Below are 17,654 nucleotides of genomic sequence, written 5' to 3' on the forward strand. Positions count from 1 at the left end.
TAAGTGGGTAATTAATTTACTGGGTCTTTAGTTACGGCGTAACTAAAATAAAGCCCCAAACAAGCAGTTGGAGGCTTAATAACAGATTTCGTAAACAGCTAGCTTTTTGGTAAGGCGCTAAAATTATCAGTCTTATAAGCTTAATAAGCCTTTAGCTAAAGGCTATTAAGCAAGTGAGATTAGACGAGTATCAAAAGCAACGCAGCATAAAAGCTAAATGTGCCCGAAATTAGTCTTCGTCAATAGAGTTCGCGTAACCTTCAGCATCTAATAAAGCATCTAACTCTGCTTCATCAGCTAACTGAACCTTGAATAACCAACCAGCGCCAAAAGCGTCTGAGTTAACTAATTCAGGAGAATCTTCTAAGTCTTCATTTACTTCAATAACTTTACCTGAAACGGGTGCGTAGATGTCTGAAGCTGCTTTTACAGATTCTGCAACTGCAACGTCGTCACCCGTACTGATTTCGTCATCAACATCAGGTAACTCAACAAATACCATGTCACCTAATAAGTCTTGTGCATGTTCAGTGATACCAACTGTAACTACGCCGTTACCTTCTTGACGTACCCATTCGTGTGATGTTGCATATTTTAGTTCTGAAGGAATGTTGCTCATTTTTTATTTTCCTGAGGTTAATTATTGTTTATCGTAAACTCAATTTCAATTGTCGCTATTGGCTAACAATTAAATACTATAGCTTAATTATTCTTCTATATTGGACAAGCGTAAATAGATTTACCCTCGACCAATCTTGTCATTCTACTTGCTTTTATAACAAATCTTTATGATTAAAAATTAATTAAAAAACTTTTTTGCCATTGCGAACAAAGCCAGCTTTGATCACTTTAACGTTAACTAATTTTTTACGCATTTCTACTTCAACAGTGTCGCCTAAGCTTACGCTGCGAGGAACACGAGCCATAGCAATACTATGACCTAATGTTGGCGAGAATGTACCTGAGGTAATAATACCTTCACCAAATGGCGTAATCACTTTTAAGCCAGTGCGTAATACGCCTTTTTCTTCAAAGACTAAACCAACAAGTTTAGGTTGGTCGCCAGCCGCTTTTTGGGCAGTTAATACTTCACGGCCAATAAAGTTACGATCTGTTGGTTCCCAGCTAATGGTCCATGCCATGTTAGCCGCTAATGGCGAAACAGTTTCGTCCATATCTAAACCATAAAGATTCATGCCTGCTTCTAAGCGCAAGGTATCACGAGCGCCTAAACCACAAGGTGCAACACCTGCGTCGAGTAGTTTTTGCCATAAATCTGCTGCTTGGTCTTCTGGAACCACTATTTCATAACCATCTTCACCGGTATAACCCGTGGTGGCAATGAATAAATCGCCGGCTTGAACACCAAAGAATGGCTTCATACCTTCAACAGCTTGAGTTTGCTCTGGTGTTAATAGTGAAGCTACTTTAGCTTTAGCTTGAGGACCTTGCACGGCAATCATGCCAAATTCAGGACGTTCGGTAATTGTAATGTCGAAACCAGCCGATTGTTCATTCATCCACGCTAAATCTTTTACGCGCGTTGCTGAATTAACAACCAAACGATAATAAGTTTCAGTGAAGAAATAAATGATCAAATCATCAATAACACCACCTTCGTGATTGAGCATACCGGTATAAAGGGCTTTACCTTCAACGGTTAATTTTGCAACATCGTTGATCACTAAACGGCGTAAATATGCTTTGGCATCAACACCTTTAATATCAACAATGGTCATGTGTGAAACATCAAACATGCCGGCATCAGTTCGAACAGCATTATGCTCTTCTATTTGCGAGCCGTAGTTAATTGGCATTTCCCAGCCGTGAAAATCAACTAGTTTTGCGCCAGCTTCAATATGCTTAGCATGTAATACGGTTTTATTAGTCATCGTATGTATTCCACTTTAATTGTTGAATTCACCATTAAGCCAAGCTTAAAGGTAGTATATTTACAAAATAATTGGCCAGATTATAGCCGCGCAAAGCAACCTATTCAACTAAAAACAAAGAAAACAGTCAATAATACAAATTTTAAACCAGATAAATATTTTAATCCAAATTTAATTTTCAAAACCTCGTGTTTTGAAAATTATAATCAGTTTTACTTCGTTAAAAAATAGAATCTTGGGTTTTTATTTTGTGTTTTTTACTGACATTTTTTTTCAGGAAAACTTATTAATTTAAAAGCTAATAATATCAAAAGGAAGGAGGAATATTAGGACGTTTATAAAATTATTTTTCATCGATTAACCATACACTTAAAAGACAATCATTAGATAAGTTTTATAAAACAGAGCAAACGTTATTACAAGCTCTTACTGTCATGTCAAAAGCGTTTGCTTAAATGCTCAAAGCAACGTTAATTTTAAAATAACTTGTCTTTGAGTTTTGCAAGTTTAGGTAAATCACTTTTCAAACCCAATGCTTGTTTAATTAAGACTTGCTTAACGGGCTTTAAGTTATTAATTAAAGACAAACCTAGACCTCTCAACAATTTTATAGCGCCTTGTTGAGGCGTAAACACTTGTTTAATTGACTCCATTGCTGCAACCATTTCGGTTGCTTCGGCTTTACGCCAACGCGAATATTCATTTAACAAACGAGTGGTTAACCAAGCATCATTAGGGGATTTTTGTTGGGTTATCTTGTCATTAATAATTTGCGCCAATGATACCGCGTCAAGTAAACCTAAATTAACGCCCTGGCCTGCTAATGGATGAATGGTATGAGCAGCGTCACCAACCAAAGCAATACGCTCTTGAACAAAGCTTTGGGCGATACGCATAGTTAGCGGATGAGTAAAACGTTTACTCTGTAGTTCAATATTCCCTAATTTTCCATCACTTGCTGCCGTTAACGCTTTTGAAAACTCTGCTGGGGTTAAGCCATTTAAACGAATTGCATCTTCGGGGGATGTAGACCAAACAATCGAGCATAAGTCTTGCGTTCCAAGAGCGTCGTTAAGTGGTAGTAGCGCTAGAGGGCCAGTTTCTAGAAAAACTTGCCATGCGGTATTTTGGTGTCCTTGTGAACATTTTACCGTAGCAACAATAGCGTGATGATCATAATCACGAAAAGTTAAAGGGAACGCCATTTGACGTCTAACCCAAGAATTTGCGCCATCAGCACCAACCACTAATTTAGCGGTTATTGGCATAGGGTTGCCGTTAGTTGATGTAAAACTAACAAAAGCCTCACTTTCACCAATACTTATATTACTTAAGGTATTCTCAGTATAAAAAATTATACCTTGATCTGCTTTTGCTTTTTGCCAAAGGCTCTGACGTATAACGCTATTTTCAACGATCCAACCTAGCTGTTCATTGGCTGAGGTATCGGCTAAATCGTCACAAGAAAAAAGTAACTTGCCAAAGCCAGCTTTATCCCAAACATGCATATCAGTATAAGCTTGAATACGTTTTTGTTGAATTAATGGCCAAACATCAAGATTATCAAAAATTTGTTTACTGGCGACATTAAGCGCACTAACTCGAACATCAGGCTGTTCTGATAATTCATCCGGAGGAGAAGTGTCAACAATAGCAACGGTTAACTGTGTTTGCTGACGTAGCGCTAAAGCTAAGGTCAAGCCCACCATGCCGCCGCCAACAATTAATACATCAAATTTTTGCATGTTATTCTTCTTAATTTTAAAATGGCTTTACGTTAGGTTAACTGGGTGTTTTTAGTTACCTTGGTTTCACCCTTAATAACCCATCGTTTTTCTAACGAGGCGACTTTTTAAAGGTGATAAATAATTCATAACTTTCAAACCAACATTACGACCTATAACTAAAGGGGGCAATTTATTTGAAAAAAGTGTCACTAACGAATCGGTTAAACCAATGACTTGCTGATGATCTAACTTTCGTTGCGAGGCATAATGACTTAACAGAGAAAATTGTCCAATGTCTTGATTGTTATTTAAGGCTACTTTGATCAGCTCCACCATTTGCTTAACATCTCTTACACCCAAATTAAAACCTTGTCCGGCAATAGGATGAATAGTGTGAGAAGCATTACCAATAAGTGCCATCCGATGAAAAACCTGTTCATCTGCCATTAATAATTTAAGCGAATATACATCGCGCTTACCCACTTGGGTTATTGCGCCAAGCCAACTACCAAAAGCATTTTCAAGTTCATCTTGGAATTGTTTATCGCTAAGTGCTAGCATTTTATCTGCTTGTTCAGGCGGTAATGTCCATACCAAAGAACAACGACTATCACTTGTTGCGCTCCCCTGTTTTGACAGCGGTAACATCGCAATAGGACCAGTATCAGTAAAGCGTTCAAAAGCCAAATTGTTGTGGGGAATCGCCGTACTTACATTGGTAATAAGTGCCGATTGATCGTAGTGAGACTCTTGAACAGCAATGTTAGCAAATTTTCGACAGGCTGAATGAACACCATCACAGGCTAATAGTAATTTCGCGCTAAGCTTTGCTGTTGAATTAAGCGTCAGTTCAACCTGCTCTTTTTGCCAAGTAATATCGGTTATTTTATCGGGAGTGAACCAAGTGATATTACCTGTTATTTTGTTTTTCTCTTTTAAACTGCTTAATAATGCTTGCCCAAGCAATGACATTTCAACAACAAAGCCGAGTGCATTAACTTGATGATGCTCAGCATAAAGTCGAGCTTTACCGTAGAAGCCTCGATCAGAGATATGAATATTTTTAATGGGCTCGGCTAGGTGCTTTAATTGTTGCCAAACGCCTAAACGTTCTAAATAGGTTGCTGTGCCATGTGAAAGCGCTAACACACGATCGTCAAAAGTTAATCTTGGATCTTCTAATACCGGATTAGCTTCAACAATGGCAATAGACAGTGGCTGACCCTGTTGTTTTTTGCAGTCGATCAAACTCAGTGCCATTAATGCACCAGATAAACCACCACCAGAAATTACGATATCGAATTCTTTTTTCATAGTTACTTTTTTTAGCTATTTAATACAGTCGCTTAAGATAAAGCGTTAAAGTGAAATGCTAAGTTCATTGCCAATTCATCATTGAACTGTGAAATAAAACATTGATTAATGATTGCTGCCTGAATGTAAATACGTAAATCTATGATGACAAGTTCATATGGCAATGTGAATTGACGATAAAAAAGTCAGTTAATTATTCGCAGTCATTAGTTGTTCAATTTCAGCAATTGATTTTGGCGCATTTACCGTTAAGTTTTCATGACCTTGATCAGTTACTGCTATATTATCTTCAATTCTTATTGCTATACCGCGCCACTTTTTATCAACACTATAATCATCAAGTGGAATATAAATGCCCGGCTCTATGGTCATCACCATACCTTGTTCAAACGCTCGACATTGCTCGCGTTTATCATTTGACTGATAATCACCAACGTCATGAACATCTAAACCCAACCAGTGCCCTAAACCATGAATAAAATACTTTTTACAGGCTTTATCCTCGATTAACAGAGCTAAATTCCCAGACAATATACCTAAACGATGTAAACCTGAAGTTAGGAAGTTATTCACTAAAACATTAAGCTCGGCAAAGGTTGCGTGTGGCTTTATTGCATCAATCGCTAAGTTCTGTGCATCTAGCACGAGTTGATAGACTTCTCGTTGTGCTAATGTGAACTTGCCATTTGCAGGAAAGGTGCGAGTAATGTCAGCCGCATAGCCGCTAAGTTCACCACCGGCGTCAATCAACACCAATTCATTATTTTTCAGTACGTCATCATTGTTAGTGTAATGTAAAATATTGCCATTATCACCACAGGCAACGATACTGCCATAAGCGGGGTGCCTTGCACCATTACTGGCAAATTCATGCAATATTTCCGCTTCTAATTGGTATTCAAATTTACCAATCGCTGACTGTTTCATCGCTCTGGCATGAGCCGCACCGCTAATAATATTTACTTGACGCATAATATCGAGTTCGCCGGCACTTTTGATTAAACGCATTTCTTCAATAATATTTCGACAATCAACCAATAGTGTCGGTGCTTTTACGCCAAGGCGGCTTTGCGCTTTAACCGCTGACAACCATGCATATATTTGGCTATCTAAGCGGGTACTTTTTCCTTGGCAAAACAACAAGTGACTTTTATCCGCAATATAATCAGGGAGGTATTGATCTATTTCGGTTAGTGGAAAACATTCATCTACACCATAATGCTCTACCGCTAACGTTTGTCCTACTCGCCTACCGTGCCAGACTTCTTGAAGGGCATTTTTCTCAAGATTAAATAAAATACTTTGTTGATTTTCTTCTCCCTTATCAGCAGATTTAATCAGCACTAAAACAGCATCAGGTTCGTTATATCCCGTTAGATAATAAAAACTTTTATCTTGGCAAAAAGCATATTCGGTATCGTTACTACGCGTGACTTCTTGTGCAGCGGAAAATATCGCAATAGAATTTTCTGGCATCGAAGCAAAAAATTGAGCACGACGTTGGATGAATTCTGCCAAAGGTAATAAAGTATTTTTAACTAAAGTTGATGTATTCATGACTTGATCTTTTTTTAGTGGACAGTATCTTCTGCGCTTTTACTTTCTGGCGGTGAGCCTAGCTCGGTAAAACACAATAAAGCAGAAATTCTGACATATTCAGCTATTTCAAAATAGGCTTGCTCGGTATCTTCGTCTTCTTCCATTTCGTCAGACAAATTAGAGATTTCAGCAAAATCAATAAGGACTTCTTTAACGTCTTCTGATAATACCGCTTTGTTTTTTTGTTGTAGGCCGAATCCTAAATTGAAGCCTTGTACCCAAACACTTAAGGCATGGCCACGTTCAACTATACTATCGTCATCATCGGGTAACGTTAATTGAAAACCATAAGAGTCATCAATAATGTCATGCCAAACTTTTGCAAACATTGATTTCACCAACGACTTAACGGCACGAGGTAAACCTTCGCCGTTGTTAAACAAGTCATTAATCATCACGATATAGTCCTCACTTTCAAAGGTAAAACCGGCACAAACTAAGCCAGTTAATACCCCATGTAATTCAGCGCCATGGACGGTAATACTTTCTGTTGTAAGAATTGCTTGCACTGAGGCAAAGTCTAAAGAGGTTTCGTTGGACATGTTTTAATCATCAATAAAATGCGTGAGTTAATGCAAGGTATCGTAACATTCACGCTTTTATGATGCTAGAGATTAAAAGGAGAAAACCCTAGAGAACGCTTGCATAGTGTACTGCTCATCGCTATAGTGCTCAGATATGTATATATTACTATTAATTAAGATGTTTTTGTGAGAATAAGCCTGTTATGAGTCAACACTCGGTTACCATTGAAGTTGCTAATAGAAGACTGAAGATTTCATGTCCTAGCGGGCAAGAGTCGTCTTTATTATTAGCCGCGGAAGAGTTAAACCAACGTTTGCTAACAGACAGTAAAACTTGTTCTATAAAGACACCTGAACAATCACTAGTAATGACTGCACTTAACTTATCTAATGATTTATTAGCTGCTCGTAAAGAAATTATCGATGAACGTGCTGCGATGCAAAGTAAAATTGATTTACTACAAGCGACTATCAAACAAGCTGTAATTTCCGAATACCTCAAGAAAGCCTGATTTTTCAGCAACCTCTGTTCACTAAAAAAACAAACAAACTTAAGTTACAAAAAAACACTTAAATCGCTTTGAAAAATTAGCTATACTAATTTCGTCTTCTGGGGTGTTTGTATGTTAACTATGTCCCTGAGCCGATAAGTTTTAACTAAGGAAGTTGATTATTAACTATTGTGCAAGCCCGGCTCGTATCGGGAAGCCTACGGTTGAAATGATACCTCCGCCCTGAACACCCGGTGTTCAGGACTAAAGTGGACTGCGGCACCTTGGAAGCATCCTTTTTAAAACCATCGCAGGTTTAAACATATTAGGCTTAGACCTGATACCTCCGCGCAGCACCTAACAACATCTTATTTATCAAATATTATTTATAATGTTACAGCTGAAATAAAGAATAAAAGGCTAACTTACTATATACTTAATACACTTATTGTTATTAATTAGCTTACTTGTTTATATGCCTATAAAATACCTTTGTGTAATGCTGTTGCTAATGCTGAATACTTCATCAAGTATCGCTAAGCAACTTGTTGTTACTGAGATATTACCGCCCTACCAATTCTATCAAGAGAATACTGCGCTAAGTGGATTCTCCGTAGAAGTCATGCAGGAAATATTCAAAATTACCGGTGATGAAATTGATTTACAAGTATTCCCTTGGGCTCGAGCTTATAAAACCGCACTTAACCAACCCAATACTCTTATCTTTTCACTATCTCGCACCAAAGTTCGAGAAAATCTATTTATTTGGGGCGGTAAATTAATGAGAGAAGATATTTATGCTTGGTGTTTACAAGAAAAATTTAAAACACCCGTCACTGATATAGAGCAACTTAAAAAATATAAATTGGCGGTCACTAATTCGTCAAGTACCGCTCAATATTTTCAGCAACAAGACTACCCCTTTATTTATACTGTCGTTTCACCAGAGCAAAGCTTACAGATGCTCTACCTTAATAGAGTTGATTTTATAACGGGAACAAAGAGCACCTTAGTGGCGCGAGCGAGTAAATTAAATTTAGAGGTAAGTAGACTAAAAAAAATTATACCTCTCTCAGTCGTTAATCATGACTTATATTTTGCTTTTAGTCTAAATAGCGATAAAAAGATTGTCACTAAATATACCAACGCTTATAAAATAATAGAGAAAAATGGCACTTTAGACAAACTGAGAAATAAGTGGCAAGTGCAGTAAACGCTACATACTTAGTAAATAATGGCTAGTGCGCTTTACTTTTATCTAAAAAATCAATATAACAAAGACGAATTTTATCAGTTAGTTAATAACCATAGACAACATGACCCAAAATCATCTAGCCAACAAATCAAAAAAACCACAAGGGCAAGTTTATGCTGACACACCAGCGATCGGTATTTTTGACTCTGGCATTGGTGGTTTGTCGATTGCTAAGTGTATCCATCAACATTTACCCAATGAAAATCTTATTTATGTGGCTGATAGTCAATTTGCACCTTATGGCGATAAGTCGTCAGCAGAAATTATTGAACGGGTAAATAAAATTGCTGACTGGTTGATTCGCCAACAGGTAAAAGCCATTGTTGTTGCCTGTAATACCGCAACAGTTAGCGCTATCGATCAACTGCGTTTAAGGGTTTCAATTCCAATTATTGGCGTTGAACCAGCGATAAAACCCGCTGCGTTGCACAGTAAAACAAAGAAGGTAGCCTTGTTAGTAACAGGGGCAACCGCAATAAATACTCGTTTTCTATCTTTAGTGAATAAGCATAAAAATGGCGCTGAAATTTATATTCAGCCATGCCCTGGCTTAGTAGAGCTTATCGAGCAAGGCCTTCATGAAAGTGAACAGTGCCTTGAAATACTGCATACTTTTTTGCAACCTCTTGTGCAAAGTAATATAGATACCTTAGTCTTAGGTTGTACACATTACCCCTTTGTTCGTTCGCTTATACAAAGAATTGTTGGTGATAAAATTACCATCATGGAAACCGCTCAGCCCGTAACGGATCAACTTACTCGGCAACTGGCAAACCAAGGATTATTGGCAAGTACTCTATCTATTTCACAACAACACTTTTTTAGCTCTAAGGTATCTAAGCAACAAGCCAAATTGATGTCAGTACTTTTTGGTCAGAATGTTACCCTTCAGCAATTTCCTGCTCTATAAATGAACAATTAATAATTATTTTTAGCCGTTTAGCCATCTAGGCGTAAAAAAACTAGAAAATAGTTAATCTTGCAGTTAGAATAACTCCAATTCGAAAATATTTTAAACTATTACATTTTTCTGAGGTTATATGTCTACTCAATTTTTCACTTCTGAATCAGTTTCTGAAGGTCATCCGGATAAAATCGCCGATCAAATTTCTGATGCGGTACTTGATGCTATTATCGCTAAAGATAAGAATGCTCGTGTCGCTTGTGAAACTATGGTGAAAACTGGTGTAGCTATTATTTCAGGTGAAGTTTCTACCACGGCATGGGTTGATCTAGAAGCGATTACCCGTAATGTTATCAGTAATATTGGCTATACTTCGTCTGACGTTGGTTTTGATGGTGAAACTTGTGGCATTATGAATTTAATTGGTCAGCAATCACCTGAGATTGCCCAAGGTGTTGACCGAGCAAACCCTGAAGATCAAGGTGCTGGTGACCAGGGATTAATGTTTGGTTATGCGACCAATGAAACTGAAACGTTAATGCCTGCACCAATATTTTATTCTCATCGTTTAGTAGAGCGTCAAGCTGAAGTGCGTAAATCAGGGGTCTTACCTTGGTTGCGTCCTGATGCTAAATCTCAAGTCACTTTTATTTATGAAGATAATAAGCCAGTAGCGATTGACGCGGTTGTTTTATCAACTCAACATAATCCAGAGATTTCTCAAGAAGATTTGCACGAAGCTGTGATGGAAAATATTATCAAAGCTGTGTTACCTGCCGAGTTATTAACTAAAGATACTAAATACTTTATTAATCCTACTGGCCGTTTTGTTATTGGTGGTCCGGTAGGTGATTGTGGTTTAACGGGTCGTAAAATTATTGTTGATACCTATGGCGGCATGGCTCGTCATGGTGGTGGTGCTTTCTCAGGAAAAGATCCATCAAAAGTTGATCGCAGTGCTGCTTATGCTGGTCGTTATGTAGCAAAAAACATCGTTGCGGCTGGTTTAGCTGACCGTTGTGAAATTCAAATTTCTTATGCCATTGGTATTGCTGAGCCAACGTCAATTTCAATTGAAACCTTTGGTACCGGTAAAGTCTCTGAAGCAAAATTAATTGAATTGGTAAGAGCACATTTTGATTTACGACCATACGGCATTACTAAGATGCTTGATTTGTTACACCCTATGTATCAGATGACAGCAGCTTACGGACATTTTGGTCGTGAACCTGTTGAAGTCACTGTTGGTGATGATACTTTTACTGCATTTACGTGGGAAAGAACTGATAAAGCTGACGCACTTAGAAAAGCTGCTGGTTTTTAGTTTTCACGACTAAACATCAAGGCTCCTAATAAAAAAGCGACTTAATAAGTCGCTTTTTTTATGTTCAAAGGGTAAATAGCAACCTAGCTCATCACGACTTAGTCGACTGTGCTTTTTTGCTGGCAACTTTATCTTTTCGTCGTTGTTCGATAACATCTTGAACATTGCCACCAATATGCTTTTCGCCTCGTTGGTTCGCTAAATTTATTTGACGCTCACGCTCAGCGAAACCACTGCGCTGCTCGTCGGTATACTTGTCATAACAACGATGACAACTCACACCTTTAACATAGTGTTCGCTTTGCATTTCTTCGCTTGTTATCGGGTAACGACAAGCAAAACATTGGTCGTACTGGCCTTGCTCTAAACCATGTCCAACGGCAACACGGCCATCAAAAACAAAACATTCGCCTTCCCACATTGAATTCTCTTGTTCAACTTCTTCTAAATATTTAAGCACACCTCCCTCAAGGTGGTAAACGTCTTCGAAGCCTTGCTCTTTCAAGTAAGCTGTTGATTTTTCGCAACGAATACCACCAGTACAATACATAGCCACTTTTTTGTGCTTATTTTTATCTAAATGTTGGGCAACATATTCTGGAAATTCACGGAACGTTTCAGTCTTAGGGTTAACGGCGTTTTTAAAGGTACCAATTTCAATTTCATAATCGTTACGCGTATCAATCAATAAAACTTCTGGATCTGAAATAAGCGCATTCCAGTCTTTTGGTTTCACATAAGTACCAACGGTTAATAATGGGTCAATGCCTTCAACACCCATAGTAACAATTTCTTTTTTTAATTTTACTTTGCTACGTTGAAAAGGGTTTTCATCAGCATATGAATATTTATGAGAAACATTAATTAAACGTTCATCCGTCTCTAAATGAGCTAAAAGCAGATCGATACTGGCTTTTGTACCTGCAACCGTACCGTTAATACCTTCGTTAGCGAGTAATAACGTACCTTTGATCTCGTTTTCTAACATAACGCTTAATAAAGGTGATTTAAGTTGTTCGAAGTTTTCTAAGCGCACAAATTTATAAAGTGCACAGACAGTAATATTTTGCATAGTAATAATACCCATTGAGCCAGCCAGAACGTAAATCCGGAGCTGTAGATTAATATAAAACCAACACCTGCTACTAGCGATGTTAGTCGAAAGATGCGCATTCTATCAAAAGCGCTTATTTAGATAAAGTACCTCGTCGCTCGCCTTAATTATAAAGTTGTTGTCTATCGTATTATTTAGAGCTAAAAAAAGACTTAACACCACAGTGAAAAGTCTTTTAAAAGGCAAAGTATTTCAATAAAAATTCGTTAACTCGGTGAGCCTTTAAGTTTTTCGCGCAACCTTTGAATAATCATATAGAAATATGGCACAAGTAAAGTACCCAATATAGTAGCAGCTAACATACCTGATAGTACGGTAACACCCAAGAATATCCGGCTACTAGCGCCTGCCCCCGAAGACATAACCAAAGGAATTACACCTAACACAAAAGAGAGTGCAGTCATTAATACGGCTCTAAATCTTAATTTTGCGGCATCAAGCGCGGCTTCCATAATACTTTTACCTGCGGCTCTAAGTTCCATGGCAAACTCAACAATAAGAATCGCGGTTTTAGTCGATAAGCCGATGAGTAGCACTAACCCCACCTGAGCATAAATGTTATTCTCCATGCCCAAGATATACAGCGTTAACATTGAACCAAACAATGCCAAGGGAACCGCTGCGATAACCGAGAATGGTATGGTCCAGCTTTCATATTGCGCCACTAAAAATAAGTAAACAAACAACAATGCTAAGCCAAATAGAACAGGTGCTAAATTACCTGCCTCAATTTCTTGTTTAGACTGCCCGGCCCATTCGAAAATATAGCCCTGAGGTAAGTTTCCAGCTAATTCTTCCATAATAGCTATTGCCTCACCTGATGAATGACCACTCGCTGCTTGCCCAGTAATGTTAGCACTACGATATAAATTAAAGTGTCCGATACTTGTTGGTCCTAAAATAGGTTCTAACTTAGCCAGTGTCGTTAATGGCACCATTTCACCCTCTTGATTACGGACAAAATAGTGACGTAAGTCAGACGGGTCTTTGCGGAACTCTTTTTCTGCTTGAACAGTTACTCTATAAGTACGACCAAACTGGCTAAAATCGTTAATATACATTGAGCCAAGTTGGGCTTGTAAAGTAATAAAAATATCAGACAAAGCGACACCTTGGGCTTTGGCTTTATTTCGATCGACCTCTAAAAAATATTGCGGAACATTAGCGCGGTAAGTACTAAAAACTTGATTTAATTCAGGACGCTGATTAGCTTCATAAATAAGACCATTCATCACTTGCGCCAAATCACTTGGGCTTCTGCCTTCACTATCTTGTAATTTAAATTCAAACCCCGAACTTGACCCTAGCCCAGGAATAGGCGGCGGATTAAATATCATGATTTGCGCGTCTGGTATGGTCCAAAGTTGCCCCATTAAACGTTGAATAACAGCACGTAACGCTAATTCTGGTTCAGTTCTGTCCTCCCAATCTTTTAGCATAATAATGCCTAAACCATTATTAGAACCCGCTCCTCCTAATAATGAAAAACCAGCAACAGTAATCACATCAGTCACCGCAGGATCAGCTTTTATTATCGGCGTTATTTTATCAATAAGTGCTTGTGTTCTATTACTCGATGCAGCATCTGGTAATTGAATATTAAGAAAAACATAACCTTGGTCTTCACTTGGCACAAACCCCGAAGGTACCGACGTTGTTAACCAACCAGTTGCCATAAATAAAACACCAACAATAATACCAACACGAGCGGCGCGTTTTAATAAAAAATTTACCGCTGTGGTATAGCCTCCAGTCATCTTCTTAATACCCCGTTCAAAGGGAATTAACCATTTTATTGGCTTCATATTATCTTTACTTAATAACACCGTACAAAGCGCAGGGCTAAGTGTTAAGGCATTAACAGAAGAAATGATAACGGCAAATGAAATAGTAACCGAGAATTGTTTGTACAGTTCTCCGGTAATACCTGGCATAAAGGCCACAGGAATAAATACTGCTAGTAACACCAAAGTAGTCGCTATAATAGGACCTGAGACTTGTTCCATTGCCTTAGTGACAGCGGCTTTTATTTCAAGTTGCTCTTCTTTAAGGATTCGTTCTACGTTTTCAATAACGATAATCGCATCGTCAACGACTATACCTATCGCCAGTACTAAGCCAAAAAGAGTGATAGTGTTTATCGAATAGTCCATGGCCAACATAAAGGCAAAAGTACCTATTAATGACACAGGTATCGCGATGGTCGGAATAAGTGTTGCTCGCCAATTTTGTAAAAATAAGAACACTACTAAAACTACTAAGACTATCGCCTGAAATAAAGTCACTTTCACTTCGTCAATAGAGCGTAAGATAAACTCAGTGGTATCGTAAGGGATAGCGTATTCAAGCCCTGCAGGAAAACGTGTTGATAGTTTTTCCATTTCCAGTTTAACCAAACGAGCAACTTCTGTTGCATTTGCACCAGGTAATTGATAAATAACTAAGAATGCAGTTTCGTTGCCATTTAAGCGTGCTTGAACACCATAGTTTTGCGATCCTAGTTCTAAGCGTGCAATATCGCACAAACGGACAAAATTACCGTTTGTGCGAGCACGAACAATGGTTTGCCCGAACTCTTCAACCGTTTTTAAGCGCCCTCTTGCTTGAATGGAGTACTCAAATTGTTGGTTAGGCAATGCCGGGCTTGCACCTAACTTGCCAGCAGCAACAATTAAATTTTGTTCTTGAAGGGCTTGTTTTACCTCGGTAACGGTAACCCCTAATGATGCCATACGGTCGGGTCTTAACCATGCACGCATGCTGTAAGTCATTTCACCCATCACACTGGCTTCAGCAACGCCAGGGATACGTCCTAACGGTTCAGTTAGTGAATTAGTCGCATAGTTACTTAAAAACAATTGGTCGATTTCAGCTTGTTTTGAAAATAAATTGATCGCCATTAACATCGAGCTAGACTTTTTCTTAACCGTAACCCCCAAGCGTGTTACTTCTGAAGGCAATGCACTTTGAGCCAATGCGACACGATTTTGCACATTGACCTGTGCCATATTGTCATCGATACCGACTTTAAAAAACACGGTAATGGTTGCTGAGCCATTATTTGAAGCGGTTGATTCGATGTACATCATATCTTCGACACCATTGATTTTTTCTTCAATGGGACGAATAACTGACTCTTCGACAACTTGCGCACTCGCACCTGGATACACCGCAGTAATTTGCACTTGTGGTGGTGTTATTTGTGGGTACATATTAACGGGTAATAAGCCCATAGCAATGATGCCTGCTAAGGTGATAACAATTGAAATAACAAAGGCAAACTTGGGGCGATGAATAAACGTTTTACTGATCATAGCAGTCCCCTTATTGGGCTAAAAAGTCAGAAATAATACCGGTAAATGGATCAATACTTTTAGCTACGGGTTTAACTTCAACACCATTTCTGACTTTTTGTAAACCTTCGACAATAACCCGCTCGTTGGCGTTAATACCTGATTCAACCACCCACATTGCATTAATTCTTCGCCCTAAAGTAACCAGACGCTGTGAAACTTTATTATCTTCGCCAACAACAAGGACAAATTTTCCTTGTTGGCTTTCCTGTACAGCGACCTGAGGCACTAAGGCCATTTGTTCTTTTTTCTTACCTTCTATAATTAAAGTAAGAAATAAACCGGGCACAATAATACCATCAGGGTTATTAAATATTGCGCGTAATTCAACCGTTCCCATGCCTTGATCTATTTTTGTTCCGGCAAACGTTAACAGGCCCTTTTCACTATATTGAGTGTTATTAGGTAAAAGTAAGGAAATATCAATCGATAAATCTTCAGGCTTTTGAGTGTTTTTATGTTTTTGTAAATAAGAAACATATTCGCTTTCTTCTACTTGAAAACTGACATACATAGGATCTGTTGCTGTTAATGTCGCCAGTGTGTTACTACTTGGGCTGATAATCGTGCCAATACTATAATTTACTTTGCCAATACGTCCTGAAAATGGCGCTTTAATAACGGTGTAACTTAAATTCAACTCAGCGTTTTCTAATGTTGATTGGGCGACCTGCACTGATGCCCTTGCTTGTGAATCATTAGTTATTAATTTATCGAGATCAGATTGAGAAATATAACCTTGCCCTGCGACTTCACGCCCACGTTTTAAGTCTCTTGCAGCACCATTAGCACCAGCGACTTTACTGGCTAAATCGGCTTTTGCTGACTCTAAAGAAACTTGGTAAGCCGCGGGATCAATATTAAGTAACACTTGAGATTTTTCAACAATAGAGCCTTCACTAAAGTTACGATCGATTAACTCACCTTCAACCCTAGCGCGTAAGTCAACTTCTTTTGACGCAACTGAACGAGCAACAAATTCACGGTAACTACCAATTTCATTGACCTTTATTTGATAAACAGAAACAGCGGGAGCAGGAGCTGCTATTTTAACTTGTTCAACTTGTCCACAACTTATCACTGTAAAAGTCATCACTGATAAAAGACTAACGCGAAATAAAATAGGTTGAAAAGCTTGCTGATATTTTGTGAACATCTATGTTCTCCGTTTAGTGCTAACAGCACGTGACAAAACTACTATTAAGAATAAATTGCTAAAGAATATATTATTACATGTGATGATAGTTAATTCAGTCTGAAAATGTATTTAAACATTGAAAACACCTTATGCTTTTTTTAAATAGCCGTTTTTACGCTATTTTATAAAATCATAATTGAAATATGAGCAAGTCGCCCTTATATTTCTTGATAAGATAATAAAAAATATTAATAAAAATGAGCAATCCTAGAATTTTTCAGCAACAATCATTTTCTGTTGGCGACACTATTACTTTAAGTGAAGATGCCTTTGGCCATACCATAAGAGTTCTGCGTTTAAAAAGTGGTGATGATTTAACCCTTTTTAATGGCGAATTAAACCAAGGTGTACTTGGCGATTATCAAGCTGAAATAACTGACGTTAGTAAAAAAAATGCCCAAGTCATTATAAAATCGTTCAGCGAAAAAAATGTTGAATCACCATTAAATATTCATTTAGGGCAAGGTATTTCACGTGGCGACCGAATGGACTTTACCTTACAAAAATCGGTGGAGCTGGGTGTTAACACCATTACCCCGCTATTTACCGAACGTTGCGGAGTAAAGCTAAACGGCGATCGCTTACAGAAAAAAATAGACCAATGGCAAAAAATAGTGGTCAGTGCTTGTGAACAAAGTGGCCGTTGTTCGGTCCCTATTGTTATGCCTGCTGTTTATTTAGATGAATGGCTAACTCAACAAACTGCTTCATTAAAACTAAATTTACACCCAAAAGCGCAATACTCAATAATGAATTTGCCTGAAAAAAACATAAATGATTCAAATCAGCGAGTGCGTTTACTTATTGGTCCAGAAGGCGGTTTAAGTGACGATGAAATTAAACGAGCCAATCAAGCCTCTTTTGTTGATGTTTTATTAGGACCAAGAATATTAAGAACAGAAACGGCAGCATTAACGGCAATTACCGCATTGCAATGCCGCTTTGGCGATATTAATTAG

General features: G+C 38.2%; 14 protein-coding genes and 1 other RNA gene. 6 read left to right on the plus strand and 9 right to left on the minus strand.

Translation table 11 applies throughout. The annotated features are described in order from the left end of the window. Window positions 1–229: 229 nt before the first annotated feature. From gcvH to H4J76_RS04200, 6 genes are all read right to left on the minus strand, one after another. A complete protein-coding gene (gene gcvH, locus H4J76_RS04175) occupies window positions 230–619 on the minus strand; it encodes a glycine cleavage system protein GcvH (protein WP_070374238.1) in 390 nt (129 codons plus the stop codon). Between the two features lie 184 nt (window positions 620–803). After that, the gene (gene gcvT, locus H4J76_RS04180; protein ID WP_182213933.1) at window positions 804–1,892 is read right to left on the minus strand and encodes a glycine cleavage system aminomethyltransferase GcvT; all 1,089 of its coding nucleotides are present in this window, start codon (window positions 1,890–1,892) and stop codon (window positions 804–806) included. Between the two features lie 476 nt (window positions 1,893–2,368). After that, window positions 2,369–3,637: a UbiH/UbiF/VisC/COQ6 family ubiquinone biosynthesis hydroxylase gene (locus H4J76_RS04185; RefSeq protein ID WP_182213935.1), complete on the minus strand. Its 1,269-nt coding sequence runs from the start codon at window positions 3,635–3,637 to the stop codon at window positions 2,369–2,371. 72 nt (window positions 3,638–3,709) lie between these two features. Next, a complete protein-coding gene (ubiH, locus tag H4J76_RS04190) occupies window positions 3,710–4,933 on the minus strand; it encodes a 2-octaprenyl-6-methoxyphenyl hydroxylase (RefSeq protein WP_182213937.1) in 1,224 nt (407 codons plus the stop codon). Window positions 4,934–5,122: 189 nt separating this feature from the next. Continuing rightward, the gene (gene pepP / locus H4J76_RS04195) at window positions 5,123–6,490 is read right to left on the minus strand and encodes a Xaa-Pro aminopeptidase (protein ID WP_182213939.1); all 1,368 of its coding nucleotides are present in this window, start codon (window positions 6,488–6,490) and stop codon (window positions 5,123–5,125) included. A 14-nt stretch (window positions 6,491–6,504) separates the two neighbouring features. Beyond that, window positions 6,505–7,074, minus strand: coding sequence for a UPF0149 family protein (locus H4J76_RS04200; protein ID WP_070374244.1), 570 nt, complete (start codon window positions 7,072–7,074; stop codon window positions 6,505–6,507). 185 nt (window positions 7,075–7,259) lie between these two features. Here H4J76_RS04200 and zapA point away from each other — a divergent pair, with 185 nt between their 5' ends. The 5 genes from zapA (at window position 7,260) to metK (ending at window position 11,030) form a co-directional block, all read left to right on the plus strand. Next, window positions 7,260–7,568, plus strand: coding sequence for a cell division protein ZapA (zapA, locus tag H4J76_RS04205; protein WP_182213941.1), 309 nt, complete (start codon window positions 7,260–7,262; stop codon window positions 7,566–7,568). Between the two features lie 92 nt (window positions 7,569–7,660). Next, window positions 7,661–7,842: non-coding RNA, 6S RNA (gene ssrS / locus H4J76_RS04210), on the plus strand. Window positions 7,843–8,058: 216 nt separating this feature from the next. After that, window positions 8,059–8,760: an ABC transporter substrate-binding protein gene (locus H4J76_RS04215; RefSeq protein WP_182213943.1), complete on the plus strand. Its 702-nt coding sequence runs from the start codon at window positions 8,059–8,061 to the stop codon at window positions 8,758–8,760. Between the two features lie 103 nt (window positions 8,761–8,863). Further along, window positions 8,864–9,712, plus strand: a complete 849-nt coding sequence (gene murI / locus H4J76_RS04220; RefSeq protein WP_220465961.1) for a glutamate racemase — start codon at window positions 8,864–8,866, stop codon at window positions 9,710–9,712. Between the two features lie 130 nt (window positions 9,713–9,842). Next, a complete protein-coding gene (metK, locus tag H4J76_RS04225; protein WP_182213945.1) occupies window positions 9,843–11,030 on the plus strand; it encodes a methionine adenosyltransferase in 1,188 nt (395 codons plus the stop codon). Between the two features lie 91 nt (window positions 11,031–11,121). Here metK and H4J76_RS04230 read toward each other — a convergent pair whose 3' ends face one another. The 3 genes from H4J76_RS04230 to H4J76_RS04240 all read right to left on the minus strand — a co-directional run bounded on the left by H4J76_RS04230 (window position 11,122) and on the right by H4J76_RS04240 (window position 16,653). After that, window positions 11,122–12,102: a rhodanese-related sulfurtransferase gene (locus tag H4J76_RS04230; RefSeq protein WP_182213947.1), complete on the minus strand. Its 981-nt coding sequence runs from the start codon at window positions 12,100–12,102 to the stop codon at window positions 11,122–11,124. A 248-nt stretch (window positions 12,103–12,350) separates the two neighbouring features. Beyond that, on the minus strand, window positions 12,351–15,458 hold the full coding sequence (locus tag H4J76_RS04235; RefSeq protein WP_182230157.1) for an efflux RND transporter permease subunit: 3,108 nt from the start codon (window positions 15,456–15,458) through the stop codon (window positions 12,351–12,353). Window positions 15,459–15,468: 10 nt separating this feature from the next. Beyond that, window positions 15,469–16,653 (minus strand): efflux RND transporter periplasmic adaptor subunit, encoded by a 1,185-nt coding sequence (locus H4J76_RS04240; protein ID WP_182230158.1) that lies wholly within the window; start codon window positions 16,651–16,653, stop codon window positions 15,469–15,471. A gap of 239 nt (window positions 16,654–16,892) precedes the next feature. Here H4J76_RS04240 and rsmE point away from each other — a divergent pair, with 239 nt between their 5' ends. Beyond that, the gene (gene rsmE / locus H4J76_RS04245; RefSeq protein WP_182213953.1) at window positions 16,893–17,654 is read left to right on the plus strand and encodes a 16S rRNA (uracil(1498)-N(3))-methyltransferase; all 762 of its coding nucleotides are present in this window, start codon (window positions 16,893–16,895) and stop codon (window positions 17,652–17,654) included.

It is taken from the genome of Colwellia sp. BRX9-1 (assembly GCF_014077195.1).
Lineage (GTDB): Bacteria > Pseudomonadota > Gammaproteobacteria > Enterobacterales > Alteromonadaceae > Colwellia_A.